At 68.0% G+C, this 23563-nt stretch carries 20 protein-coding genes and 1 pseudogene; 7 read left to right on the forward strand and 14 right to left on the reverse strand.

Going from position 1 to position 23563, the window contains the following annotated elements:
* Positions 1–350 precede the first annotated feature (350 nt).
* The 4 genes from ACZ41I_RS05715 to ACZ41I_RS05730 form a co-directional block, all read right to left on the reverse strand.
* Positions 351–692: a hypothetical protein gene (locus ACZ41I_RS05715; protein ID WP_399762938.1), complete on the reverse strand. Its 342-nt coding sequence runs from the start codon at positions 690–692 to the stop codon at positions 351–353.
* Between the two features lie 197 nt (positions 693–889).
* Complete coding sequence (locus tag ACZ41I_RS05720) at positions 890–3289, reverse strand: phosphotransferase (protein ID WP_468513231.1); 2400 nt, start codon at positions 3287–3289, stop codon at positions 890–892.
* Positions 3286–4587 carry an MFS transporter gene (locus ACZ41I_RS05725; protein WP_468513232.1) on the reverse strand — a complete coding sequence of 434 codons (1302 nt, stop codon included), beginning with the start codon at positions 4585–4587 and terminating at the stop codon, positions 3286–3288. The genes ACZ41I_RS05720 and ACZ41I_RS05725 overlap by 4 nt, the downstream gene beginning before the upstream one ends.
* Before the next feature lie 477 nt (positions 4588–5064).
* Complete coding sequence (locus ACZ41I_RS05730; protein WP_468513233.1) at positions 5065–5355, reverse strand: hypothetical protein; 291 nt, start codon at positions 5353–5355, stop codon at positions 5065–5067.
* Between the two features lie 260 nt (positions 5356–5615).
* Between ACZ41I_RS05730 and ACZ41I_RS05735 the strand changes: the two genes are divergently transcribed.
* Positions 5616–6119 (forward strand): hypothetical protein, encoded by a 504-nt coding sequence (locus ACZ41I_RS05735; protein WP_468513234.1) that lies wholly within the window; start codon positions 5616–5618, stop codon positions 6117–6119.
* A 257-nt stretch (positions 6120–6376) separates the two neighbouring features.
* Here the strand turns inward: ACZ41I_RS05735 and ACZ41I_RS05740 are convergent, their stop codons facing one another.
* Positions 6377–7885: a DUF4246 domain-containing protein gene (locus tag ACZ41I_RS05740; RefSeq protein WP_468317703.1), complete on the reverse strand. Its 1509-nt coding sequence runs from the start codon at positions 7883–7885 to the stop codon at positions 6377–6379.
* Positions 7886–8083: 198 nt separating this feature from the next.
* Entirely contained in the window at positions 8084–9241 is a 1158-nt protein-coding gene (locus ACZ41I_RS05745; RefSeq protein ID WP_468513235.1) for a peptidoglycan-binding domain-containing protein, read from the reverse strand.
* Between the two features lie 199 nt (positions 9242–9440).
* Between ACZ41I_RS05745 and ACZ41I_RS05750 the strand changes: the two genes are divergently transcribed.
* Positions 9441–10553, forward strand: a complete 1113-nt coding sequence (locus ACZ41I_RS05750; protein WP_468513236.1) for a catalase family protein — start codon at positions 9441–9443, stop codon at positions 10551–10553.
* A 181-nt stretch (positions 10554–10734) separates the two neighbouring features.
* On the opposite strand, the gene ACZ41I_RS05755 is transcribed toward ACZ41I_RS05750, so the two are convergent.
* The gene (locus tag ACZ41I_RS05755) at positions 10735–11295 is read right to left on the reverse strand and encodes an aldehyde dehydrogenase family protein (RefSeq protein WP_468513237.1); all 561 of its coding nucleotides are present in this window, start codon (positions 11293–11295) and stop codon (positions 10735–10737) included.
* Between the two features lie 132 nt (positions 11296–11427).
* Here ACZ41I_RS05755 and ACZ41I_RS05760 point away from each other — a divergent pair, with 132 nt between their 5' ends.
* The 3 genes from ACZ41I_RS05760 to ACZ41I_RS05770 are packed head-to-tail and all read left to right on the forward strand — an operon-like array spanning position 11428 to position 13718.
* Complete coding sequence (locus ACZ41I_RS05760; RefSeq protein WP_468513238.1) at positions 11428–12315, forward strand: HAMP domain-containing sensor histidine kinase; 888 nt, start codon at positions 11428–11430, stop codon at positions 12313–12315.
* A 48-nt stretch (positions 12316–12363) separates the two neighbouring features.
* Positions 12364–13092: a DUF3152 domain-containing protein gene (locus ACZ41I_RS05765; RefSeq protein WP_468513239.1), complete on the forward strand. Its 729-nt coding sequence runs from the start codon at positions 12364–12366 to the stop codon at positions 13090–13092.
* A 53-nt stretch (positions 13093–13145) separates the two neighbouring features.
* Entirely contained in the window at positions 13146–13718 is a 573-nt protein-coding gene (locus ACZ41I_RS05770) for a VanZ family protein (RefSeq protein WP_468513240.1), read from the forward strand.
* A 35-nt stretch (positions 13719–13753) separates the two neighbouring features.
* Here ACZ41I_RS05770 and ACZ41I_RS05775 read toward each other — a convergent pair whose 3' ends face one another.
* From ACZ41I_RS05775 to ACZ41I_RS05805, 7 genes are all read right to left on the reverse strand, one after another.
* Positions 13754–14086, reverse strand: coding sequence for a putative quinol monooxygenase (locus ACZ41I_RS05775; protein ID WP_399762919.1), 333 nt, complete (start codon positions 14084–14086; stop codon positions 13754–13756).
* 222 nt (positions 14087–14308) lie between these two features.
* On the reverse strand, positions 14309–15388 hold the full coding sequence (locus ACZ41I_RS05780; RefSeq protein WP_468513241.1) for an ABC transporter ATP-binding protein: 1080 nt from the start codon (positions 15386–15388) through the stop codon (positions 14309–14311).
* A gap of 1 nt (position 15389) precedes the next feature.
* Positions 15390–16487 carry an ABC transporter ATP-binding protein gene (locus ACZ41I_RS05785; protein ID WP_468513242.1) on the reverse strand — a complete coding sequence of 366 codons (1098 nt, stop codon included), beginning with the start codon at positions 16485–16487 and terminating at the stop codon, positions 15390–15392.
* Positions 16484–17293 carry a carbohydrate ABC transporter permease gene (locus ACZ41I_RS05790; RefSeq protein ID WP_399762915.1) on the reverse strand — a complete coding sequence of 270 codons (810 nt, stop codon included), beginning with the start codon at positions 17291–17293 and terminating at the stop codon, positions 16484–16486. Before ACZ41I_RS05790 ends, ACZ41I_RS05785 begins: the two co-directional genes overlap by 4 nt.
* 32 nt (positions 17294–17325) lie before the next feature.
* Positions 17326–18204, reverse strand: coding sequence for a carbohydrate ABC transporter permease (locus ACZ41I_RS05795; RefSeq protein WP_399762913.1), 879 nt, complete (start codon positions 18202–18204; stop codon positions 17326–17328).
* Positions 18205–18285: 81 nt separating this feature from the next.
* Positions 18286–19887, reverse strand: coding sequence for an extracellular solute-binding protein (locus ACZ41I_RS05800; protein ID WP_468513243.1), 1602 nt, complete (start codon positions 19885–19887; stop codon positions 18286–18288).
* A 17-nt stretch (positions 19888–19904) separates the two neighbouring features.
* Positions 19905–20930: an NAD(P)-dependent alcohol dehydrogenase gene (locus tag ACZ41I_RS05805; protein WP_468513244.1), complete on the reverse strand. Its 1026-nt coding sequence runs from the start codon at positions 20928–20930 to the stop codon at positions 19905–19907.
* Between the two features lie 183 nt (positions 20931–21113).
* On the opposite strand from ACZ41I_RS05805, the gene ACZ41I_RS05810 reads away from it, so the two are divergent.
* Positions 21114–22898 (forward strand): sigma-54-dependent Fis family transcriptional regulator, encoded by a 1785-nt coding sequence (locus tag ACZ41I_RS05810; protein WP_468513245.1) that lies wholly within the window; start codon positions 21114–21116, stop codon positions 22896–22898.
* An 84-nt stretch (positions 22899–22982) separates the two neighbouring features.
* Positions 22983–23108, forward strand: a pseudogene (locus ACZ41I_RS05815) (transposase); the annotation flags it as partial.
* Positions 23109–23563: the final 455 nt, after the last annotated feature.

The following is a 23563-nucleotide window of genomic DNA, read 5'->3' on the forward strand; positions in this document are numbered from 1 at the left end:
CGTAGTGCCACCGTCGTCGACGCGCGTGGTACAGGGCCGCGCAGGTGGCCCTCAGGGCAGGCCCTGCAGAACAGACCGCCGCAGGGCCAGGGTCCTCGCGGACGAGCCGTTCCTGCTGGGGGACCTGCACGCGCCCGACGCGCACCCGACTGGCGCCGCCGACGGACGCATCGAGATCCGGCTGGACGACGACGAGGGCGAGCACGGCACCCTCTATGTGGCCAATCGCATTGTTCGGCGCCGAGCAGATCTTTCGGGTGCCGGAGGAAGGCCCGAGGTCGGTGTCGCCGATGCGCAAGTTACGGCGTGTCGGGCGCGCCGCTGTACCGGTTGTGGCCTGCCCGTGTGTCCTACTTTTCTTCGGTGACGCAGGTGGTGTGGTTGAGGACTCCGATGGTGTCCGTCCCGCAGTTGTTGCTGAATCCGGAGGCGTTACGGGAGTCGGTGTTGGAGAGCAGGCCGCCGCTCGGGCCGGTCACCTGACGGTCGTTGTCGTGGCGGTGGTGGGAGTCGTACCGGGTGACACAGGTCCGGTCGCTGAGGAGGCCCACCCTGCTGGCGCCGCACAGGTTGGAGTGTGCCGAGGCGTTCCGGCCGTCGATGTTGGACAGCAGGCCGCCCGCCCCGAGGTCGATCGTGTCGGCGCTCGCTGCCGCGATGGACGCGGGGGAGGCCAGGACTGCCACCGCCATACCGGACAGAACTACGAATCGCTTGAGTGAACCCATTGGTCCGCCTTGTCTTTTGGAAATGGGATAAGGGACGGGGGAAGCGCGGCCCACTTCATGTGGTACTACCGCCTCTCGCCCACCTGGACTAACGGAATGGAGTGATCCGAGTTACGGTCCGAAGAAACGCAAAGCGGCAAATGGTTGCCCCTGATCGGGAATCAGCTCTCATCGGCCGCTTCCGCCAGGTCGATCAGAGCCCACAGGTTCCGCCACCACTGTTCGAGGAAGCCGTAGTGACGAACGGTGTGTGCCACGAAGTAGAGCCCGAAGCGGTTGACCGCCAGGTCCCTGAGGGCGAGGCGGTACCCGGATTCCCACTGGGCCCTGTCGACGGCGGTTCCGGCGTGGATTTCGAGTGACCTGCGATGGAGTTCGGAGAGTTCTCCGACGAGCGTCGCGTTGATGTCAGCGGGGTCGAGGGCGGTGCACAGCAGTTCGGCCAGGTCGTGTTGGGGGATGTGCAGGGTGGCGAGTTCCCAGTCGTACGCGCACAGCCTGCCGTCCGCCCGGACGGCGAGGTTGCGGGGATTGAAGTCGTTGTGCACGAGGGTTCTGGGCATCGCCTCGATCTGCGGCCACCAGCGGTCGATGGTTCCGATGTAGGAGACCAGCCGATCGTGATGGCGTCCGTCGACGATTTCAGGAAACTCCTCGACCGAGTGGTCGGCCAGGGCCAGCCACAGGTCCCTCATCCCGATCATGTCGGCGGCATTGGGGACGTGCCCGATCCACGGCATCCGGAGGAGCGCCGGTTCTTTGCGGTACCAGATGGAGTGGAGCTTTCCGAGGTCGCGCAGGGTGATGCCGAGATGTCGGCGTGACCATCCGCGGGCATGCTCCGATGTGTCCATCAGTTCCATGTCGCTCAGGCACTCCATCACGATGACGTACGCCTCCCTGCGGTCATCGCGATAGGTCCGGTAGGGGCGCGGCACCAGGCTGGTGAAACGGGGATCGGTCTGCTCGTACAGAGCCAATTCCCGTACATCGCACCCGACGAAGCCGAGACGTTCCTCGAATCTGCGGTAGTGGGTTGCCACCGGGCCGCCGCACAGTCCGGCCGCCAGTCCGGCCATCTTGATGACCTCCCGGTCGGTGGGCTTGATCTTGACCATGACGTCCAGCTTTTCCTCGACATCACCGCGGTTGACCCTCAGTTGCATCGGAAAGAGCCCGACGGCCTTCTTCACCGTGCGCGACGTCAGCTCCGACAGGACGCTGGGCCCCATGGGAAGGTGCAAGGCTTCGACGCTGGTGACCTTGGCACCCGGCGACTCGGAGGTGCCCAGCGCCGACTCGAAGAATTCGGGGTCGAGTTCGTCGAGCTGGAACCAGCGGACTGGCCTGTTGCGACCGAGGCGTTCATGGGCGCTGGCGAACTGCCCGGAAACGGCTGCCGAGACCGTCGAGAGATCCAGGGCCAGTGCGAAGCCCGCGATGATTTCCGCCAGTCGAGCCGTGCTTCCCCGGCCCGTGCACCCCATCGCTTCCAGCAGCTCGTGCTGCGCAGGCAGGTGGGTGCCACCCCCGACCGTACCGATCGCCAGGCTGGGGAGGGTCATGCTCGCATAGACGCCGTCCGGCCTGCGTTCGAGGATGAACTGCCCCACACTCGACTCGTGCACGCAGGCGATGTCCTGTCCCGTCGCGGTGAAGATCGCCGCCACCATGTTGGCGGTGTTGGCGTTCGAGCCCAGCACGCCGCTGTGAACAGCTCCCGCTGCGATGTGCTGATAGCCCCTGACCAGCTCGTCCGGGGTTGTCTTCAGCACCCGCTCGACAACGCCTCCTGGCAGGAGACAGTCAGCGGACACCCGGGTTCCACGGCCTTCCGCCATCGCCTGGGCCGACGCTTTCTTGTCGCCGGAGGTGTTGCCCTCGATGATGAAGGATTCGAGCTCCTCGTCTCCGGTCAGGTGAGGCTGCTTCAGGATCCATTGGCAAGCGTGCCAGGTGCAGGCCGTGGTCATGTTCTGCCCAGCCGCGTCCGCGGTGGTGTACCTGAACCTCAGATGAACGGTCCTGCCCAGCACCACGGGTTCGATCGAGACGAGTTCGGCGTGGTGGGAGACCTGCCGGACAGCCGCGCGGAGGTCGCCGATATGCCGGGGGATCGCCGACGCGAAACGGCCGGCAGCCGACAGCCGGTAGAAGGCGAAGACAGGCGCGCGCGTCATCGCCTGGGAGACGGCCCGGGTGGTGACCCCACCTGCCATGGTGACGGCCAGGGCGCCCCGCGTGGCCGACGAGACAAGGGCGCCTTCGGTGGCCGCCATGGGGGCATAGATCTCACCCTGGACGTTCTCCCCGCAGAACAGCAGGGGCCCGGCGATGCCGACTGGGATCTCGACGGCACCAACGAATCCCTCGATGTTCCCGGTCAGCTTGCCGGCGTCAAGCTGTGTGTGCTGCAGGGAGCTCAGCCCCGCCCGGGTGACGGAGCGAAGCCAGCCGAGCCGCTGAAGGCGGGCCGACTCCGTGTAGATGCCCCTGGCAGGAACGTACCGGCCGACGGGGCGCGATGGACGGGTCTGGCCCGGAAATCCTCCGGAGTTCATGCGGCATCACTTTCATTGTGCGGGCATACGCTTGCCCGATCGGCTTCTTTGGAGACGGCGGTGCTCTGAGGCACATCGACAAGCGAGGAAGATCGCAGGACGAGGAACGGGACGGCCAGGGCGAGGGTGCCGACGGCCAGGCCGTTCCACAACCCCAGCCAGGTCCCGACAGCGCCGGCCAGGAGGGCGGCCACCGGCTGGGAGCCGTAGACCACCCAACGGCTCGTGGCGAGCATGCGACCCTGCAGAGCAGGGTCGCAGACGGCCTGACGGATGGTGCGCTGCGTGGAGCCCTGCGCGACGGCGCACCCCAACTGGACGAACATGGCGACAGCGATGGCGATGTGCCAAGGGCGACCGGGCGTGGCGAGGAGGAGCGGCACCTCAGTGAACGGGGCCAGGGCGAGGGAGGTGAGCATGACGCGCACCGGCCCGTACCGCGCGACCACCCGGCGGACGACGAGCGCGCCGCAGAACCCGCCGAGCGCCGCCACGCTCAGCGTCGTGCCCAGCGCCGCGCTCGAATAGTGCAGCTGACGCAGAAGGAAGACGGACCACAGCGTGCTCAGGAAAGCCATGACGGAGACGTACGCGGTGGCGGCGAGCACCAACGGCCGGATGGTCGGATGGGACCACACATAGCGCATTCCCTCGGCGATCTCGGCGCGGAAGGTCGTATGCGTCGAGGGCCGCGCCGCAGCCGCTTCGGGGGTGTGGACGCGGGCGAGGAGAAGGGCACAGGCCAGGTAGGAAGCGACGTCCAGATAGATGGCAGGGGCAGCGCCGAGGACGGTCACCACGGCGCCGCCGAGCTGGGAGCCTACGCTGTCGGCCAGCGAATTGATGCCACCGAGCTTCGAGTTGGCTTCCAACAGCCGTGGACGAGGCAACAGCGACGGAAGGAAACTGATACGAGCGGTGGAGCCGAGCACCTCCGAAACCGCGCTCACCAGCGCCACGCCGTACAGCAGCGCCAGAGACAGCCGGCCCATGGCATCGGCAAGCGGGACGACGAGGAACGCAGCGCCGCTCGCCAGCGCCGCACCCACCATCACGGGCCGCTTGCGGTACCGGTCCGCGAGGGCCCCGGCAGGCAGCGACACCAGCAGGGGCGGGAGCTTCTGCGCGAACGACAACAACGCGACCTGCCAGACCGAGGCATGCAGCACCACCACCGCGATCAGCGGAAGCGCCACCTGCGTGACACCGCTGCCCACAAGATCAACAGCGTTCGCACTCCAGTACTGGACAAAGCCCCGATGCCGCCAGAGGCTGCCCTCCACCATGGCGTCACTCACCACACCCCGCTCCCAGCCACCCCTCGCCCATCCCACCGTCGTACCGTCATACCTACAACAACGATCAGCGCAGCAAAGGGTTCGCGAGATCACGCCATCGTGGCCTGCCGGTCAGGTAGTTGGACGCAGGTGGACGGGAAGCGGCCCTCCTCGGCACCGCGGTACGGGCCGCGGCCGACAACCCGCCCCCTTCAAGGGGATGCGCGGCCGAGGTGGGCGGCTGCCCTGCTGAGCGGCTCGACAGGTCGCCGCCGGAGGGCTTTCCTTTGAGGACTACTTCTCGGCGACCCCGGCGCTTGGCGAGGATTCTCGCCAGTTCGACAACGAGCGACCGAAGAACAGTCGCCTGGAATCGGCGTCAGAGCCGATGGCCGTCGGTGTGCTGGAAGCTGACGTCCTCGGCCGGCTTCAGCAGGTACAACAGGCCGCCGACGGTCCGGCCGTCGATCTGCTGGGTGAGGCGAGCGCGGGCTTCCTTCAGCAGTTCGGGACCAGCAGATCACACAGGACGGCGAGGCTGAGACGGCCGGGCAGCGAAGACGCCGGCAAAGTCCGCGAACACGTCCTACGCCGGGTGGCGACGGCTCCGAGCGGATGGGCGGCGGCCTCGGGCCAGAAGGTGCCGAGCGGCTGGTCGAGGCCGAGCGCCCTGTCCTTCCACGGGCTCCGGTGGACGACCACTACGGCGAGGATCTCGGTGACGCCGGTGGCGTCGCCGACGGCACGGCCGGCTCGGCGTGGGGTAGCCGTACCGCGTGCTACGAGCATCAGCCGGTGTGTCCCAACGCCTCGTCGGCCGGGATGCCGTGTGATGCCCAGGAGGATGGCGTCTGAGCTGCGGACGTTCGTCTAGGGTGAGCGGCGTGCGTGAGATTGCCGGCGTCAGGGCCGCTCCCGGGGGACGTGTACGTGTCCAATTCCATGACCACGGTTTCGTCGTCAGACGTGACCGGCTCGCAGGCCGTGTCGCTGAAGCGCTCCTCGGTGACACGGCCGGATGTCTCACGGTCTTGGTGCTGCTCGCTTCAGTGGGTCTCTACAGCCTGCTGAACAAGGTTGGTGCGCCGCACGTCGTCGCCGTTGGTTGCCTGTGGGTGTTCATCGTCTCGGCCTGCTACGCGACGCTCCTGGCGCTGCTGCGGTGGGCGGCCGGGGTGGTGGGGAACATCGTGGCCTTCTTCATCGTCGTGGTGACGCTCCCGGGTCTGATGATCCCGGGTTATCGGCGGAAGGTGCTGCGCCGATGGCGCGCGGGCGGCCCGGAGTCCGAGCCGGGGTGGGTGCCTGCCACCGCCCTCGGCGGAGTGTGGCTGGGCCAGGAGAATCCGGGGAGCGGTGCCGTGGTGACGATCCAGCGCGTCGACGGATCCGTCGTCGCCTACACCGCCCGGCCCGACAGTGCCCGCGAGTTGCACGCCGGGTTCGAGGCGCTCCTGCGCACCCACCGCCCGGTCATGGCGATGCCGCACCAGCAATCCGCGCCAGGAGCCGTGCCATATCAGGCCTGGCATCCGGGGCCACCCCGCAGCTGACGACGACGGGCGTTGCCGTGCGTGATTACCATCAAGCTCTCCCAGCACCGTATGGCCGACAGCCCGTCCGGTCCGATGCGGGTCAGCTACGACCGCTGGCCCTCCGTGATCGCGCTCGTCCCTCCCACCACCACCGCGTACAGCCCGAGCATTACCAGGAGTGCTCCGGCGGGTCAGATGCTCCACCCGCCGCAGCGGCCCCTCGTCCAGGCTGTCCCCGCTCTCCTGACCTGCACGTACTCAGGACAGGAGAAGTTTCAGTGCTCGCAGAGGGAGAATTCTCGTTCGTAGAGCTGCTCGTTGTGTTCGTCGACGAAGAACTTGCGTTCCTGCATGAGTTGTTCGCGGTAGTTCTTGGCCTGTTCCAGCGTCATGGTCGACGTGTCGGACCATGGTTGTTGCGGCGGCACGTCGGATGTCGAGACGATCCTTTCCGACGGGTCGACCAGAAAGAACGCGAGAATTTTGCGATGTCCCGGGCGGGTGGGGTCCATGAGGCGGAATGATCCGACGCGGTGTTGCAGGATGTTCGGGAACGCCAGGCAGCGGCCCGCTGGCGTCGACGTCGATCCCAGTACCTGGTTCAGTGCGTCTTCGTCCTCCAGGCCGTAGACCTCGCGCACACCGTTGTCGTCGTTCTGCTCGTAGTGCGGGTCGTCGAGTGCCGCCCGGAAACACAGGCGGCTTTCGGTGATGTTCTCGCTGTCCCAGTAGTAGATGCCGGTCGAGACGATCCGCTCGTTCAACATCCCCTCGACATGCCAGGAACCGCCGGGGTACTCGGGCTTGTCCGGGGTGAGATGAATGGTGGCGAGTTTGACGATGACCTGGAGACGGCGGCCGCGCAGGTCGACTCGGGCGGATTCATCGGGCAACTCGGGCGGGGTGAAGGCCGGGGCGTCCGGGATGACCGGGCGGCGGTTTTCCCACCAGTCGTCCTGGGCCTCTTCCCATGCGCGGAGGGCTTCTGTGTAGGCCTCATCATCACTGTAGGAGGATTTGTCCGGGTACTCCGGCTCCGAGTCGTACCACCCGTAAGGATCGGCCTCGATCCGAAGGGGCCGCGGATGACGCAGATCGGTGAGCACGTGCTCCAACAGTGGGCGAAAGCGTGCGAACAAGTCCGGCAGGACAGAGGCAAGTTCGCGGTGCGTCTCGGGGTGGACGTTGTTGACGTACGAACGGAAGGTGACATCGCCGTCCTCGCTGACGTCGACGTCCGTGGGCAGCCACTGGAACTTCTCCGAGAATTCGTACTTCGAGTAACGGTCCGTCGGGTTCTGCCAAGCCCGCTCGGGCGCGCCGCTCACCTCTCTCACGAGGCAGAAGAGTGAGGGATGAACCAGATCCAGTACCTGGCCGTCGGATCCGGGATGCCAGTCCTGTTCTGCTTCGGGGACCTGTTCCAGAACCCGAACCGCCTCGCGCAGCCGGGATCTGAGCTTTTCGTCGACCAGCGTGTCCGACTGCCACACCCCGTCGACGGCGGACACCTCGATGCCGGTCCGTCCGTCCCGCAGCGCGGCGTAATGCACGAGTTCCGCGAGCACGTAACGAACCTGCGCTTCGGTGAGACCCTGAGCGACCGCTTCTTGTGTCCACCTGGCGACGATGTCGGCATCGTTCATCTTGTCGAACCACCCCGGCTTCGCCCGGATGTGTGAGCTGCACTGCATCATCTGAAGTTCCCGCAGCGTTCGGGGTGTCGCGAACGATATGGAACGGGAAGCGTGAAAGGGCAGCGGGAAAGCAGACAGGTCAGTCAATTCTCTTGGTCTTCCCAAGCGGTGTGCGGTGGCGGGAAGGATACTTCAGCGGAGTGACAGCGCAGCAGCTGAACAGTTCTTGGTGAAGGCGGTCGCGGAGTCGGGGTCGGCCTTGCGGGGGTGGGGGAGCGGTTGCTGCGGAGGCCATGTGCGCCACCGTAGAAAGGTGCAGGCGGACCCCCGGCCTTCTGCCCCTGGTCATTTGGTTCGCAGCATGAGGGCGAAGCGTGTGTTGTCGCCGTAGACCCCGCTCTCATCGCCGCGGACTCCGTACCGCTTCTGAAAGAGAGCCACGGCCGCTCCGACCTCCGCGTCGTAGCGGCCGTCGATCGCGCCGCCGTCGTAGATGTCCGGTATCTGTCGGAGACGTACCTGCAACTCGTAGACCCCATGGCCGCTGTCGCCTTGGCGCAGGACGCCCGTGCCCGGTATTTCGGGGAGCGGCGGGTCCGGTGTGCCGGGTTGCGGGCGGTCGGTCTGCCCTGGAGCCGCGGGAGGGGGTCCCTTCGGTGCGGGACTCAGGGGGGCTTGCGTGTGCCCGGGGAGCGAAGAGGAGGTGGCAGGCTCGGCGTTGCGGTCGGTCAGCAGCCAAGCGGCGAGGATCAATCCGCTCGCCGCGCCCAGCGCCAGGACTCCGGAGACTCGCAGGTCCCTGCGGCTCGTGAGTCGCCGCCGTCTGCCATGGGTCCTGCCCGGCCGGGGACTCCCGGTCCGTCCGCTTTCCGGCCAAGGAGCCGGACTGGCGAAATCCATGGTTGGTGAGACAGCCTCCGGGCCCGGTCCGCCGGTCGACGGCGGCTTTTCCAGCGACGGGGGCGGGACGGCCTGCAGCCCTCGGGGCAACGCCGGTGGCTCCGGCACGGCAGCATGCGGGGTGTCGGCCTGGTGCGGCCCGCCAGTCCGCAGCGATTCGGCGGCGGTTGACCGGTGGGGCTCGGGACGTTCTGGTTGCGTGACCGACGGCACACGTCTGACCGGAAGCGCCCGGCCGGATGTGGCGGAAGCCGGAGCCGAGGACGGGGACGGGGTCGGCTGGGGAAAGCGGGCATCCTCGGCCGGGTGACCGTGCCGGCTCTCGGGCCGAGGCGGGCTCTCGACGCGTTTCGGCTGCTCGTCGCCCAGGAGGTCGGCGCGTGCGGCATCCAAAGCCTCCAGCACGGCTTGGAAGGAGTCCCTGATCTCCTGCGCGATGTCAGGGCCCGAGGCGGGAGTCCGCTCAGGGTTGGCGTCGTCGCTGCGCACCCGGTCCTCCTCAGCTTGTCTTGTTCCTGACGGGCCAAGGGCGCCCCGGTGGCGGGTCTCCCTGCTTCTTCTCTCTGGGAGGGCAATACGTAGGCCGCGCGGCCTTGTCTTCATCTGGCGCCGGTATGTAACCCACGCCTCAGTCAAAGCCCGGCCGGTGGTCCAGTTGCATGTCTCGGCCTACCGGGCCCGGTCACCTTCACGGAGCGGGTGGGCTGCCGCGGGCACGTGTGATAGCCCACAGTTACGTTGTGCACAATCAAATTGCGTACTAGCGTCTGTGGATACTGCACCACGACAGGGAGGCGGCATCATGAAGCCCGTCCGCTACGAGGAATACCGTCCCACCGAACGTCCGTCCTACGAGGAGGAGATGGAGGCAGTTGTCGCCCAGGTGGCACGTCGTACTCGCGCCTCGGTCGAGCGCGAAACCGTCGGCCGAGCTGTTCGCGCCGCTCACGCAAAGACCTACGGCCTCCTCAAGGCCACGGTCACGGTCGGTGACAACCCTGGCTTCTACGGGCAGGGAATCTTCGCCCGGCCGACCGCGTACGACGCCGTCGTCCGCTACTCGAACGGCTTGGGCCACGACCGCCCCGACCACCAGCTGGGCGCGGCGTGCGGAATGGGCATCAAGCTGTTCGGGGTTGCCGGCCCCTCACTGCTGGACGACGAACGAGACAGCGGCACCTTCGACCTCAACCTGATCAACAACGAGGTCTTCTTCGCGAACACCGCCTACGACTACATGGTGATCGAGGATTTGTTCGCCGAACTGCCCGAGGCCCTGGTGGACCCGGCCCGCCGCAAGACCTGGCTGGCGGATTTCCTGACCCGCCGACAGACGCTCACCGATCCCGACAGCTGGCTGTGGGACGAACTGCTCGCCATGCTGTCGTTCACTGCCGTTCCGCGCAGGAACCTGCTGTCGTACACCTACAACAGCATGGGCGCCTTCCGGTACGGCGACCACATCGCCAAAATCCGTACCGTGCCGACGGCCGCGTCCCTGGCCTCCCTCACGCACCCGATCGTGGATGTGCGCGCGGACAACGAGGCATTCCGCCGCACCCTGGTGGCCGAGGCCGCGGAGCGAGACCACTCCTTCGAGCTCCAGGTCCAGCTCAACACCGATCTGGCCCGGATGCCGGTGGACAACACGTCCGTCAAGTGGCCCGAGGACCTGTCCCCCTGGGTGACGGTCGCCCGGGTGGATCTCCCGCGCCAGGACATCGGCGGGCGCGACAACCTGGCGGCCGCCGACGCCACGTCGATCACGCCGTGGCGATCACGCGAGGAACACCGGCCCATCGGCGAGATCCAGCGGGTGCGGCAGGAGGTGTACCGGCGCTCGTCCATCGAACGGCACCGCATCAACGGACAAGAACGGCGTGAACCGGTCGGCAGCGCTGAGCTGCTGGGCTGAGCTTTTCGCCGCCACGCGGGGGCAGCCGCCGTCGTCGGGCCGCAGGAGCATCCTGTCCACCACGACATGCGATCGACTGCTGCGCCGCGACGATCGCGTTCACCGGCTGCTCTGCCCGGCCGTGGCACGCAGCTCCGCGACTCCCCGGAGCTGCGTGCCCGATGCGCCGTCGGAGCCACGTTCAGGCGTGGACGGCCTTGGTCTGCAGAAACTCCTCCAGTCCGTAGCGGCCGAGTTCGCGGCCGTTGCCGGACTGCTTGCAGCCGCCGAACGGAGCGAGCAGGTCGATCTGCGTGCCGTTGATCTGGATCTGGCCGGCGTGGACCCGGCGGGCGATTGCCGCGGCTCTTTCGGGGTCGGCGGACCAGACGGCTCCGGAGAGCCCGTAGATGGAGTCGTTGGCGATGCGTATGGCGTCCTCCTCGTCGGTGTAGGGAAGGATGCAGAGCACGGGGCCGAAGATCTCCTGGCGGGCGATGGACATGTCCGGCCGGACGTCGGCGAAGACGGTCGGCTGCACGTAGTGGCCCGTGTCGAGTCCGGTGGGAGCTTCCGGGCCGCCGGTCACCAGGCGGGCTCCGTCGGCCATGCCCTCGGCGATGCAGCTTCGTACGCGCTGCCGCGGCTCGTGGGAGATCAGCGGTCCCATCGTGGTCTGCTCGGACAGCGGATCGCCCACGACGCAGTCGTCGGCGGCCTCGGCCGCCAGGTCGACGGCTTCGTCGTACTGGCTGGTGTGCACCAGGAGGCGGGTGTCATGCGGTGCAGGTCTGACCCGAGTTGGCGAACGCGCTCGCCACGGTGGCCACGACCGCCTGGGGGAGGTCCGCTGCGCAGGAACCTGCTGACCAAGGGCGGTCTGACCGTCCTGGTGGTGGGTGTGCTCGCCACGACGGCCGGCTGGCTCGTGTCCGGACGGTTGCTGCGCCCCCTGCACCGGATCACGTCCACCGCCGAGCGCATCGCCGGGCGGACCCTCCACCGGCGCATCGCCCTCGACCTTCCTCCGGGCGAGGTGAAGCGGCTGGCCGACGCCTTCGACCAGATGCTCGACCGGCTCGACAGTGCCTTCGCGGGCCAGGAACGCTTCATCGCCAACGCGGCTCACGAGCTGAAGACTCCGCTGGTCATCAACCGGACCCTGGTCGAGGTCGCGATGAACCAGCGCGACGTGCCGCCCGAAACCCGGCAGCTGGGTGCCCATCTCCTCGCCGTCAACGCCCGTCACGAGCGCCTCATCGATGCCCTGCTCACTCTCGCCCGTGCCGAGGATGCGCTGACCGACCGCGTTCCGCTGGACCTGGCGGACATCTGCGCGGCCGTCATCGAGGCGGCCGGACCGGAGGCGGCACAGGAGGAGGTGCGCATGGCACAGCGGCTCGCTCCCGCGCCCACCGTCGGCGACCCGATCCTGCTGGAGCAACTCATCCGCAACCTGGTGGAGAACGCGGTGCGCCACAACCGGCGCGGCGGCCAGCTGGAGGTCACCACGCGGCACGGCGCGCGGGGAGTGCAGGTCGAGGTGACCAACACCGGGGCGGTGATCTCCGCGCATGAGATCCCCGTGCTCTTCGAGCCCTTCCGCCGCCTCACCGACCGGATCGGATCGGCGCGCGGCAGCGGCCTGGGCCTGTCCATCGTACGGGCCGTGGCCCAGGCCCATGGCGGTGATGCGGCCGCAGCGCCGCGCCCCGGGGGAGGGCTGACCGTGTGCGTGACGCTGCCGGCCAGAGAAGGCAGCGCCGGGACGAGGCGGCCGTGAGAGCCGACGCTCACGCCCGGTTCACACCGAGGTCGGTGCAATGGCCGTATGAGGCACCGCCGTTCAACCAAGGAACATCCGTGGCGTACCGCCGTTCTGCCCGTCGGCGTGCTGGGGGCGCTCCTCGCCTGCCTGTACGTCGTGGCCGGGAATGACGACGGCCGAGGGCAGGCCGCCGCGTCGCCCGGCAGCACCGTCGCCCCGGCCGGGGAGGTCCCGCGAGACGGCAGGGGGACGTTCACCCGTGCCACCGGCAGCTCGGCCGTGTCCGGCGACGGCAAGCCGCTGCGTTACACCGTGGACGTCGAGGACGGCACCGGCCAGGATCCGCAGGCGTTCGCCAGGGAGGTCGACCGCGTCCTGGCGGACCCGCGTGGCTGGAGCGCGAGCGGCACCGCCTTCCAACGCGTCGACCGGCCGCCGTACGACTTCGCGGTGCACCTGGCCTCTCCCGCCACGACGGACCGGCTCTGCGCCCTCTTCGGCCTGGACACCGGCGGCGAGGTCAACTGCCAGGGCGGTACCGATGTCGTGGTCAACGTCAAGCGATGGCTGCTGCTGAGCCCCTTCTACCGGGGCCGGTCCGCCACCTATCACGCGCTGATCGTCAACCACGAAGTCGGCCATCGCCTCGGCCGCGGCCACCAGCGCTGTCCCGGCCCGGGGCACCCGGCTCCCGTGATGATGCAGCAGATCAAGGGACTGCACGGCTGCACGCCCAACGCCTGGCCGTTCGACCGCGCAGGCCGTCCCGTCGAAGGCCCCGCCGCCCCCTGAGCCGTGCCGCCGACCCGCACCGGCTCCACCGCTGCCGACCTGAAGGACCCTCCGTGATCGAAGCAGTTCTGCATGCCACCCCGCTGTTCTGGCCCGGGACGCTGCTCTCCGTCCTGGCCGCACTGCTGTGCCGCCACCGGCTCGGCCGATGGCTCGGCGTTGTCCCGTTCACCGCCTTTCTCCTGGTGCTCTCACTCGGCGGCATCGTCACGCTCACCCTGCTTCCGAACCTCGACGCCCACTACATGGACAACCTTCGCTACGCCGATCCGGTCTGGCAGACGAGCTGGCACGTTCCCCGGCCTGCCGAACTGGCCACGGTCAACCAGCAGAGCCTGAATGTCGCGCTGTTCGTCCCGCTGGGGGTGGCCATCGCCCAGATCCGGCCGAGGACACGTGCCGTGCTGACGGCTGTGGCCGCCGCCACGCTGCCGTTCGGTATCGAGGCCGTGCAGTACGCCGTGCCGTGGCTGCTGCGCGCTGCCGACGCCCAGGACATCGCCGGCAATCTGCTCGGCCTTGCGCTGGGAATGACCGCACTCGCCCTGCCGTTCCCCCGCACCCGCACCCGCAGCCGACGGAGCGGGGAGCCGCAGCGATCGTACCGTGAGCGCACTGCTCGCTGACGCCCGGTGAGGACGCGTCCGGACAGGGCGCGGCGCTAGTCCTGTCCCGGGACCGCCATCTCCCCGAGGAGGGACCAGTCGTCCTGCGGAACGGTCGCGTTGACGATGCGCGGCGTCTCGACCAGATGGGGCGGCAGCGTCTGCTGCGCAGACTTGAAGTGCGCGGACTGCACATGCGCGACCCCGGCCTCGTCGTCACGGAAGGCCTCGACCAGGACGTACTCCGTCGGGTCGTCCACGCTGCGCGACCAGTCGAACCACAGGCAGCCGGGCTCGGCGCGCGTGGCCCGGGTGAAGTCGGCGGCGATCTCGGGCCAGCGGTCGGCGTGCTCGGGACGGACCCGGAACTTGGCGGTGATGAAGATCATGGGATTCCTTCGCTGATGTCTGTGCGTCCTGCATCGAACAGGCGTTGCGTACAGCGGATCGTACGACTCGATGGGCCGTCGTCGGCTCGCCGACCCCACGACAGCGGACGCGTCGCGGCATTCCGCCGTACGGCCGCGGCGCCCCCCGAGCGCCGCGGCGTGCCGTCTGATGGGTGGCCCGCCGTGGCGGGGCGGGCCGGGGGCGGGGGCATGCGACGGTCGTTACGGACGGAGTACCAACTGGCCGTCCACGTACGGAAGGACCTTGGTGCGCGGCAGATGCACGAGCACCTCCTCGCCGACCGGAACTCCCTCCTCACGTGGCGTCTTGGTCCTGACGAGCTGCCCGGCGACCTCGACCTCCAGCACGCGCTGCGCGCCGTGGTCGCTGACGCCCCGCAGCCGGCCGGGGAAGGTGTTGGGGCCGGGCTCCGGGACGACCTTGACGTATTCGGGCCGGACGCCGACCTGGATCCCGGTCGTGCTCCGGGCGAGGTCCCAGGCAACGGACAGCGTGCGGCCGCCCAGCGCGAAGCGCCCGTCGCTGCGGTCCACGGTCAGGAAGTTCATCGGCGGTGAGCCGATGAAGTAGCCGACGTAGGTGGAGGAGGGCGCCTCGAAGAGCTGCTCGGGGGTGCCCTGCTGTACGGCGCGGCCGTCCTTCATGACCAGCACTTCCTGCGCGAAGCTCATCGCCTCGTACTGGTCGTGCGTCACGTAGATCACCGTGGGCCGGAACTGCTCGGTGATCTCACGGATCCTGCGCCGCAGCGAGAACTTCAGCTGCGGGTCGATGACAGTGAGCGGCTCGTCCATCAGTACGGCCGCCACGTCGTCCCGGACCAGGCCGCGGCCGAGTGAGATCAGCTGCTTGTCGTCGGCGGTGAGCCCGCGGGCGGGCTGCCTGAGCCGGTCGTGCAGGTCCAGGGCCTCGGCGACCTGCCGGACCTTGGCGTCGATCCGCGCCTTGTCCCAGCGCCGGCACTGCAGCGGGAAGGCGAGGTTGTCGTAGACCGTCATCGACTTGTAGATGACGGGGAACTGGAAGACCTGGGCGATGTTGCGGGCCTTGGTGGGCAGGGCGGTGACGTCGACGCCGTCGAACAGCACCTGTCCCCGCGAGGGTCTGATCAGGCCGGACAGGATGTTCAGCAGCGTCGTCTTGCCGCAGCCCGAGGGGCCGACCAGCGCATAGGTCCTGCCGGAGTCGAAGGTGAGATTCAGCGGTTTGAGAGCCCACCGCTCCTCCTCGACGCCCGGCGCGTACGCGTGTCCGACGTCGACGATGTCCAACTGTGCCATGTCAACGCCCTTCCACTGAAGCCACTGAAGCGAGATCGTTCGAAGGTGTCCGCACGAGCGTCCCCTGCTCGTCGAAGGCGAACAGCCGGTCGGGACGGAGCCGGAGCGTGACCAGGTCGCCGAGGGCGACGTCGTGGATGCCCTCGATCTGTACGACGAAGGGCGTCTCGCCGACGACCACGTGCACGAAGGTCTCGGAGCCGGAGATCTCCACGAAGGTGACTTGGCCCTCGACCCCGCTGGAGGCCAGGCTGACATCGGTGGCGCGCAGGCCGAATTGGTAGGCGCCGTCGGGCAGGTCGGCCAGGTGCGCGGAGACGTGCGTGGCCTGGAAGCCGGCCACCGTGACCCGGCCGCCCTTGAGCCGGCCCGGGAAGATGTTCATGGGCGGGTCGTTGATGATGGACGCCACCGTGGTCGTCGCCGGGCGTTCGAAGACCTCCTGCGGGGTGCCGGTCTGCAGGATCCGCCCCTCGTGCATGACCAGGACCACGTCCCCGAGCATCATCGCCTCGGCGGGTTCGGTGGTCGTGTAGATGACGATCGTGTCGCCCCGGTCCGAGAAGAGAGCCTTGAACTCGTCGCGCAGTTGTTCGCGCAACTTGTAGTCCAGGTTCGCCAGTGGCTCGTCGAGCAGGAGGATGCCGGTACCGCGGGCCAGGGCGCGAGCCATCGCGACGCGCTGCTGCTGGCCGCCGGAGAGCTGGGAGGGCTTGCGCCTCTCGAAGTCCGCGAGCCCCACGCTCGCCAGGCTCTGCCGGACCCGTCGCTGGATCTCCTCCCGTGACAGCCCGGCCCGCTTCAGCGGAAAGGCCACGTTGTGGAACACGTCGAGATGCGGGTAGTTGATGAACTGCTGGTAGACCATGGCGGTGTCGCGCCGCCACACCGGCGTCTTCAGGAAGTCGGTTCCCGCCCGGGTCAGCGAGCCGGAGTCCACTTTCTGCAGGCCGGCCAGGGCCCGCAGCAGCGTCGTCTTCCCGGCCATCGTCCGGCCGATGACGGTGTGGAGCCGTCCCGGCTGGAAGGTGGCGGTCACGTTCCTGAGGTGGTCGACGCCGTCGACGGTCAGGCACAGATCAGTGGCGCTGAGGTTCATCGGACCGCTCCCGACAGGTTCCCCTTGGACAGATAGCGCTCCACCCAGAGGGCGAGCAGGATCAGCGGTGCCACGCCGAAGAGCGCGGCGGCGGACAGCGTCCACCACGGTGGTATGGAGGAGTTGAGGGCGACGACCGCCTGAGGCAGCGTCTGGACCTCGGTGAAGGTCAGCCGGAAGGCGAAGAAGAAGTCGTTCCAGCCGAACACGGCGCAGAACATCGCCGCCACGGTCAGCCCGGGCAGGGAGTTCGGCAGGATCGCCCGTACGAAGGTCTGGAAGGGGGGACAGCCGTCCAGCATGGCCATCTCGTCGATCTCCCGGGGGATGCCGTCGAAGAAGTCCACCATCACCCAGACCGCGATCGGCAGCAGCAGCGCGACCGTCACGATGACCAGGCCCGGGATGCTGTCCAGGAGGCCGCCCCACTGCAGGAGGGAGAAGAAGGGGATCACCAGGACGACGGGCGGCATGATGCGTTGGGAGACGAAGAAGAAGACGATGTCGCTGTTCTTGATGAAGCCCAGCCTGAACCGGTACCGGGACAGCGCATAGGCGGCCAGGGACCCCAGGGCCAGGCTGATGGCGGACGCGGCGATGGTGATGATCGCGCTGTTGACGAAGGGATCGATCACATCGATGCCGCCGGCTCCGCCGAAGATGTTGCGCCAGCCGGTGAGGGTGGGCTTGTACTGCACCCAGGGGACGTAGGTGGGACCGCCCTGGACGGCGTTGGCGTCCTTGAAACTGGTCGTCATCGCCCAGAGGAACGGTCCCGCGACGAAGGAGGCCCACAGGGTGATCACGGTGTATTTGAATACGGGATAAAGGCGCGACCTCATGAGTCCCCCTTCAGCTTGAAGGCCCTGGTGAGCAGAGCGGCGACGACCGTGAGGCTGACGATCATCAGGACGAGATAGGTCAGGGACATCGCCCCGCTGTACCCGGTCTGCTGATCGCGGAGCCCCTGGATGTACAGGTAGTAGCCCGGCGTCTCCGTGGAGGACCCCGGCCCGCCGGACGTCAGTACGTAGACGCTGTCGGAGATCTTCGACGCCTCGATCAGCCGGATGATGATCGCCGCGACCGAGACCGGTGCCATCAGCGGGAAGGTCACCTTCCAGAAGGTGCGCCAGGTGCCGGCGCCGTCGATCGCGGCGGCCATGAACGGTTCCTTGGGAAGGCTGAGCAGGCCTGCCAGCAGCAGCAGGAACATGAAGGGCGTCCACTGCCAGACCTCGACGGTCATCAGCGCGACCAGCGCCGGACCGGACTCGGTGAGCCAGGGAATCTTCGTCAGGCCCAGCATCCCCAGCAGATCGTTCAGCGGCCCCAGCGACTCATGGAAGATCGTCTGCCAGATGGCGGCCATGACCACGGGCGTGGTCATCATGGGGACGAGGAAGAGCACCCGCCAGAATCTGCGGCCGCGCACGTTGCGCCAGACCAGCAGGGCCATGCCGAACCCGATGACGTACTGGATCAGGACCGTGCCGCCCGCCAGCAGGACCAGCCGGGTGATGGAGGCCCAGAACCGGCTGTCGTGCAGCATCGCGGTGTAGTTGGCCCCACCGATGAAGTCCATCCGAGGGTTGCTGACGTTCCAGCCGGAGAAGCTGACGCGGATGGTGAACAGAAGCGGGAAGATGATGATCAGAAAGAGCGTGAGCAGTCCCGGCAGCAGGAACATGCTCTTGTGCCGGCGCAGGCCGTCCATGGTTCTCCTTGCGGAAGAGGGCGGGCGCCGCTGGGTGGCCGGCCGGTCCGGTCCGGCCACCCGGGGCGTCCTCGCGTCGGATCAGGAGTTGTCCTCAAGCGCGACCACGTTGCGATAGGCGCTCTGGACCTTGTCCTTGCCGATCTGGTCCGTGATCTTGGACCATTCCTTTGCCACGTCGTCCAGTGCCTGCTGCGGGGAGCTCTGTCCCGCCAGAGCCGCGGCGACACCGTTGGCCAGCGCGGACATGTACTGGTTGACACCGGGAACGCGCAGGTCGAACACGCGGTTGGTGCTCTTCTCCATGCCGGAGAGCGTGCGCACGTACGACTCGGCGACGTCCTTGTTCCAACCCTGCTTCTCCCAGAACGCCGGGTCGAAGTGGGCGTTGCGGTAGGGGTTGACACCGAATCGGCCGATGGTCAGGTCGAGTGCGGCGTTGGCCTCGTTGCTGAAGAAGCACAGGTAGTCGAAGGCCATCTGCTGGTGGCGCGAGGCCTTGGCCACCGCCGAGGTCCATCCCCACGTGAAGTAGGGCGCCTGATTCGCCTTCTTCTCCCACGACTTCGTGTTCCGGTTGTAGACCTCCGTGGAGCCCGGCAGCGGTGCGGCCTGAACCTTGTTGCGGATCCTGCTGTCCGGCTGCTGGGCCTGGATGAACGCGTCGTCCCACGAGTAGGACATCAGCGTCTGGCCGCCTCCGAAGGAGAAGATCTCGTCCCCCAGGCCGAAGTTGGCACCGCCGGGTGCCCAGGCCGACTTGGCCTTCACCATGTCGTCGAGGGCGCGGACGAAGCCCGGCGTGTTGATCAGCGGCTTCATGGTCTTGACGTCGAAGAACACTCCGCCCTTGACGTCCGGGTTCTTCACGTACGGCGCCGCACGGCTGATGAACGCGGAGAAGGTCAGGTCGTCGCGCTTGGTCACCTCGGCACTGCCGTAGTTGGGCTTGCCGTCACCGTCGACGTCCTTGCCGCTGAAGAACGTGGCCATCTGCTGGTATTCGGCCCACGTCCTGGGGATTTCCAGGTCCTTGCCCGTGGCCTTCCTGTACTCCGCCTGCCACTTGGGGTCCTTCAGCACATCGGTGCGGACCTTGAGGTAGTGCCGGTCACCGTCCACCGGGTACTGCACGACCTTCCCGTTCCAGGTCGCCACGTCCATGTAGGCCTTGGTGACGTCCTTCATGCCGGGGGTGTCCAGGTACCTCTTCGGCACCGGGGCCAGGTACGGGGCCATGTCGCCGATCCACAGGGACGGGTAGAACATGACGTCGTACGCCGGCTGGCCCGCCTGCAGGGGCGTGAGGATCTTCTGGTGCAGTTCGCCGAAGGGGACGTTGACCACCTCGACCTTCCCGCCGGTGATGTCCTCGAACTGCTTGGCGTGCAGCTGGGTCGGCTCGCCGATGACGGGAACGGCGTGGCTGATGATCTTCAGTGTCTGTCCGGAGTAGTCCTTGCGGCTGATCGACTCATAGCTGCAGGGTCCGGGGACGTCCTTGACCTTCGTCGCCGGGTAGTTCTTGCCGTGCTTCCGGTAGCTGATCTCCGAGCCGGGCTGGAAGAGCGCGGCCTTTTCCTTGGGCTTTTCCTGTGCCTGGTTCTGGGCGGTGCATGCGGTGGCGGTCAGGGCCGCGACGGCCGCGACGGCGACCAGGCCCGTGAACGGTCTGCTGCGCATGGGCTTCTCCTGCGGTGTCAGGGAACGAGAATCGCTCGGCCGCGCACGGCGCCGGCGTCCAGGTCGTCGAGGGCCTGCCGGAAGCAGGCGAGGGGGTACCGCTGGGTGTGCAGGGTGACCTTGCCGCGTGCCGCCAGGACCATCAGCTCGGAGAGGTCGTTGTAGGACCCCACGAGGTTGCCGATGAAGTTGATCTCCGTGGAGATGACGTCGATCGTGGGCACGTGGAGGTGGCCGCCGTAGCCGATGACGTAGTAGTTGCCGTTGCGGCGCAGGCAGGCCACGCCCGTCTCGACGGCGCCGCCCTCACCGACGAAGTCGAGGACGGCCTCCGCGCCGTGCCCCGCGGTGAGGTCCCGCACGCGGTCGGCCTCGCTGCCGTCCGCGACGAGCGTGTGGTCGGCGCCGAGTTCCTTGGCCAGCGCGAGGGCCTCGGGGCTGCGGTCGATGACGATCATCTCGACCGGTGAGAGGGCCCGCAGCACCTGAATGCCGATGTGTCCGAGTCCGCCGGCGCCGATGACCACGGCCCTGTCACCGGGCCGCAGCACCCGGGTCGCCTTGGCGACTGCGTGGTACGCCGTGAGCCCGGCGTCGGCCAGGGCCGCCACCGAGGCAGGCTCCAGGGAGGGGGCGAGGGGCACCACCGAGCGGGCGGTGGTCTTCAGGTACTCGGCGTAGCCCCCGTCGGTGTCGATCCCGGGGAAGGCCGAGTTCATGCAGTGCACGTCGTCGCCGGCCCGGCAGGCGCGGCACAGACCGCAGGTCACCAGCGGGTGCAGGATGACCGGATCACCGACCTTGACGTGGGTGACGGCCTGCCCGACCTCCGCGACCCAGCCGGCGTTCTCGTGCCCGATCGTGTACGGAAGGGCGACCCCGCTCTTCTCCTTCCACTGTCCTTCGAGGATGTGCAGATCGGTCCGGCAGACCCCGGCGCCCCCGATCTTCACGATCACATCCAGCGGACCGGTGATCTGCGGGTCCGGCACGTCCACGAGCACGGGCGGCTCGTCGTACTCGATGACCTGCACGGCTTTCATGGCGGCTCCCTGCGAGTCGGCGGGTGAGTGGTGCGCCGATTACACAGGCCGCCGTTCGCAGGTGGATGTCTCAGAATCCGTCCGCGGATGTCTCAATGTGATACACGTCGTAGGCGCCGGCGCGGCCGGGCTGGTCCAATCACTGCACCGAGGAATGTGACGCGCGCCGCACGGGAGTGTTAAATGCCCCGACACCAGCCCGGGAGCTCACTGAGAGCAGCCAGAGAGCTCTATCTGGAAGTCACCAAGGACCCGAGCGCCCGGCCGCTCGTGGTCGCCTCCTGGCAACGCTCGCTCGAGTACAACGTGAAGTCGGGCAGCCTTGACGCGCCTTACCTGGACAACCCCAATCTGGACAGTCCCCTGGCCAGGGCGGCGCTGCCGATCCTGGACAGGCTGCACGAGCAGCTCGCCGACGACCCGGTGTCCACGATGATCACAGACCGGAACGGTGTGGTGCTGTCCCGGAAGGTGTCCCACGAGGGTCTGACGACGCACCTCAACCGCGTGCGTCTGGCCCCGGGCCATGTGTTCGCCGAGCGCTACGTGGGCACCAACGGCATCGGGACCGCGCTGGCCAGCGGCCGGCCGGTCATGATCGCCGGAAGGCAGCACTACGTCGAAGAGCTGCGGAACTTCCACTGCGCGGCCGTACCGATCCTGCACCCCACCCGGCGCACCCTGCTGGGAGCCTTCAACCTCACCACCATCCGTCAGGGCTCCGACGGCATGCTGATGGCCTTCGCCCGCTCGGTCGCGGCCCAGATCGAGGCCGAGATCGCGGCGATCACCTCGCGGCGTGAGCGGGCTCTTTTCCAGGACTACATGGCGGCGTGCTCCTCGGTGCGCCCGGGGCCCGTGCTGGCCCTCAACCGCGATGTCGTCATGATGAACGAGCAGCTCAGGGCGGCGGTGACCGGGCCTGACCACTATGCGCTGCTCGACCACGCACGTGAGATCGCCGACGACCCCCGGATGGAGGGGACGCCCAGCATCGCCCTGCCCTCCGGGCGGGTCGCCGAACTCAGGGTCAGTCGCTGTCGGCGCGAGGACAGCGACGCGGGCGCCGTCCTCCGAGTCCGGCTGATCGGGCGCTCCCGGCCCGGCCCCGCGGTTTCCGCCACCCCCGCCCGGCCGGTCCTGGGACTGGTGGGCTGTTCCCCGCAGTGGTTGCGCGCGGTCGCCGACAGCGAAGCGGCGTTCGTCGCCGGAACATGGCTTCATCTCCTCGGCGAAGCCGGCGTCGGCAAGAGAACGCTGGTGGAAGCCCTGCACCGGGCCCATGGCGCCGGACGCCGGCTGGAGATGGCTCAGCCGCCGCTGTCGGATGCACCGGCCGTCACCGAGCGCTGGCTGCACGACATCGGCGAGCTGCTTGCCGTACCGTCCAACGTGCTCGTCCTGCGCGACGTCCACACGCTGGGCGACCAGCTGCGGCAGCGGCTGAGGAGCCTGTTGACGCACCTGGACGGCACCACTGCGGGGCAATTGGTGATGACCAGCCAGCCCTCGATGGTCAGCACCGACGACCAGCCGGACCAGTTCTGCGGTCCCACGGTGGAAGTGCCGCCCCTGCGTCATCGCTACAGGGACATCGAACACCTGGCGCGGCTGTTCCTGCGCAGGTACCGGCCGAGCGGCGAGAGCACCTTCTCCCCTGACGCGCTGTCCCTGCTTCAGCGATGCCCCTGGCCGGAGAACGTCCGGCAGCTGGAGTCGGTGATCCGCGGCCTGGCACGGCGCCCTTCCGGCCGGGTGATCCAGGTGGAGCACCTGCCGCCGGAATGCCGGGTGTCGTCGAACAAGGTCCTGACCACCATCGAGGCGCTGGAACGCGACGCCATTCTGCGTGGATTGATGGACCGCAACTCCAACGTCCAGCGCACCGCGCAGGACCTCGGGATCTCCCGGGCCACCATGTACCGCAAGATGCGCCGTTACGGGATCGTCCCGTCGAGCCTGACCTGACGGGCCGCCGTCGGGCACGGGTGCCCTGGCCCTGCGCCCGGCCCGGGACCATCTGCTGCCTCTGGGGATGCCGCGCGGCCACCCTTCTTCCCCTCGCTGCTGGAGCGCCGCCGCCGGATCGACCGAGCCTTGTATGCGGTGGTGATGGGGGCATACGTGCCCCTGGGTGCGGACACCGGCATCTCCAAGAATGAGGTCTCGCGGATCTGTACCGGGGTGGGCGTCCTGGACCGCGTTCTTGCGCAGCTTGCGCCAGCGGGGCTTTGCGGGGTGCGGTTGGTTGTCTCCGACAGCCAATCCGGCTGGTCAAGGGCATCCGCAAGGTCATGTGCGGTGCCGGCTGGCGGCGAGGCCCTCCCCGGTACCACCGAGGGCTGATCCCTACATCACGGCAGGGGGACACGATCGACTGGAACCGCGCTCTTACGACGCCGGACCATGTGCAGCTCACCCGGCCGCGCGGCAGCCGGGTCAACTCGCCGGGCTGGTCATCAGTGAGCGCCCAGCTGGTTGCCGGGGAGCCGGGGTGCGCGAAGACGTCGCTGCTGTGGAGCCCGCATCGCCAACTGTCGGAGACCGACGGCGTGGAGCCCCTGTTCGTACGCTTCGCGGTTGCGGCCCCACCGCAGGCGTGGGGACTCTTCGATGAGCTGGAGGTAAACCGT

This window comes from Streptomyces sp. NPDC030799 (assembly GCF_055572255.1).

What these genes read in the sequence shown, in the direction of transcription:
- ACZ41I_RS05715 (WP_399762938.1), bottom strand. Translation starts at nt 692, where the DNA reads ATGGCGGTGGCAGTCCTGGCCTCCCCCGCGTCCATCGCGGCAGCGAGC.
- ACZ41I_RS05720 (WP_468513231.1), bottom strand. Translation starts at nt 3,289, where the DNA reads ATGAACTCCGGAGGATTTCCGGGCCAGACCCGTCCATCGCGCCCCGTC.
- ACZ41I_RS05730 (WP_468513233.1), bottom strand. Translation starts at nt 5,355, where the DNA reads ATGCTCGTAGCACGCGGTACGGCTACCCCACGCCGAGCCGGCCGTGCC.
- ACZ41I_RS05745 (WP_468513235.1), bottom strand. Translation starts at nt 9,241, where the DNA reads ATGAAGACAAGGCCGCGCGGCCTACGTATTGCCCTCCCAGAGAGAAGA.
- ACZ41I_RS05750 (WP_468513236.1), top strand. Translation starts at nt 9,441, where the DNA reads ATGAAGCCCGTCCGCTACGAGGAATACCGTCCCACCGAACGTCCGTCC.
- ACZ41I_RS05765 (WP_468513239.1), top strand. Translation starts at nt 12,364, where the DNA reads ATGAGGCACCGCCGTTCAACCAAGGAACATCCGTGGCGTACCGCCGTT.
- ACZ41I_RS05775 (WP_399762919.1), bottom strand. Translation starts at nt 14,086, where the DNA reads ATGATCTTCATCACCGCCAAGTTCCGGGTCCGTCCCGAGCACGCCGAC.
- ACZ41I_RS05780 (WP_468513241.1), bottom strand. Translation starts at nt 15,388, where the DNA reads ATGGCACAGTTGGACATCGTCGACGTCGGACACGCGTACGCGCCGGGC.
- ACZ41I_RS05785 (WP_468513242.1), bottom strand. Translation starts at nt 16,487, where the DNA reads ATGAACCTCAGCGCCACTGATCTGTGCCTGACCGTCGACGGCGTCGAC.
- ACZ41I_RS05795 (WP_399762913.1), bottom strand. Translation starts at nt 18,204, where the DNA reads ATGGACGGCCTGCGCCGGCACAAGAGCATGTTCCTGCTGCCGGGACTG.
- ACZ41I_RS05800 (WP_468513243.1), bottom strand. Translation starts at nt 19,887, where the DNA reads ATGCGCAGCAGACCGTTCACGGGCCTGGTCGCCGTCGCGGCCGTCGCG.
- ACZ41I_RS05805 (WP_468513244.1), bottom strand. Translation starts at nt 20,930, where the DNA reads ATGAAAGCCGTGCAGGTCATCGAGTACGACGAGCCGCCCGTGCTCGTG.
- ACZ41I_RS05810 (WP_468513245.1), top strand. Translation starts at nt 21,114, where the DNA reads ATGCCCCGACACCAGCCCGGGAGCTCACTGAGAGCAGCCAGAGAGCTC.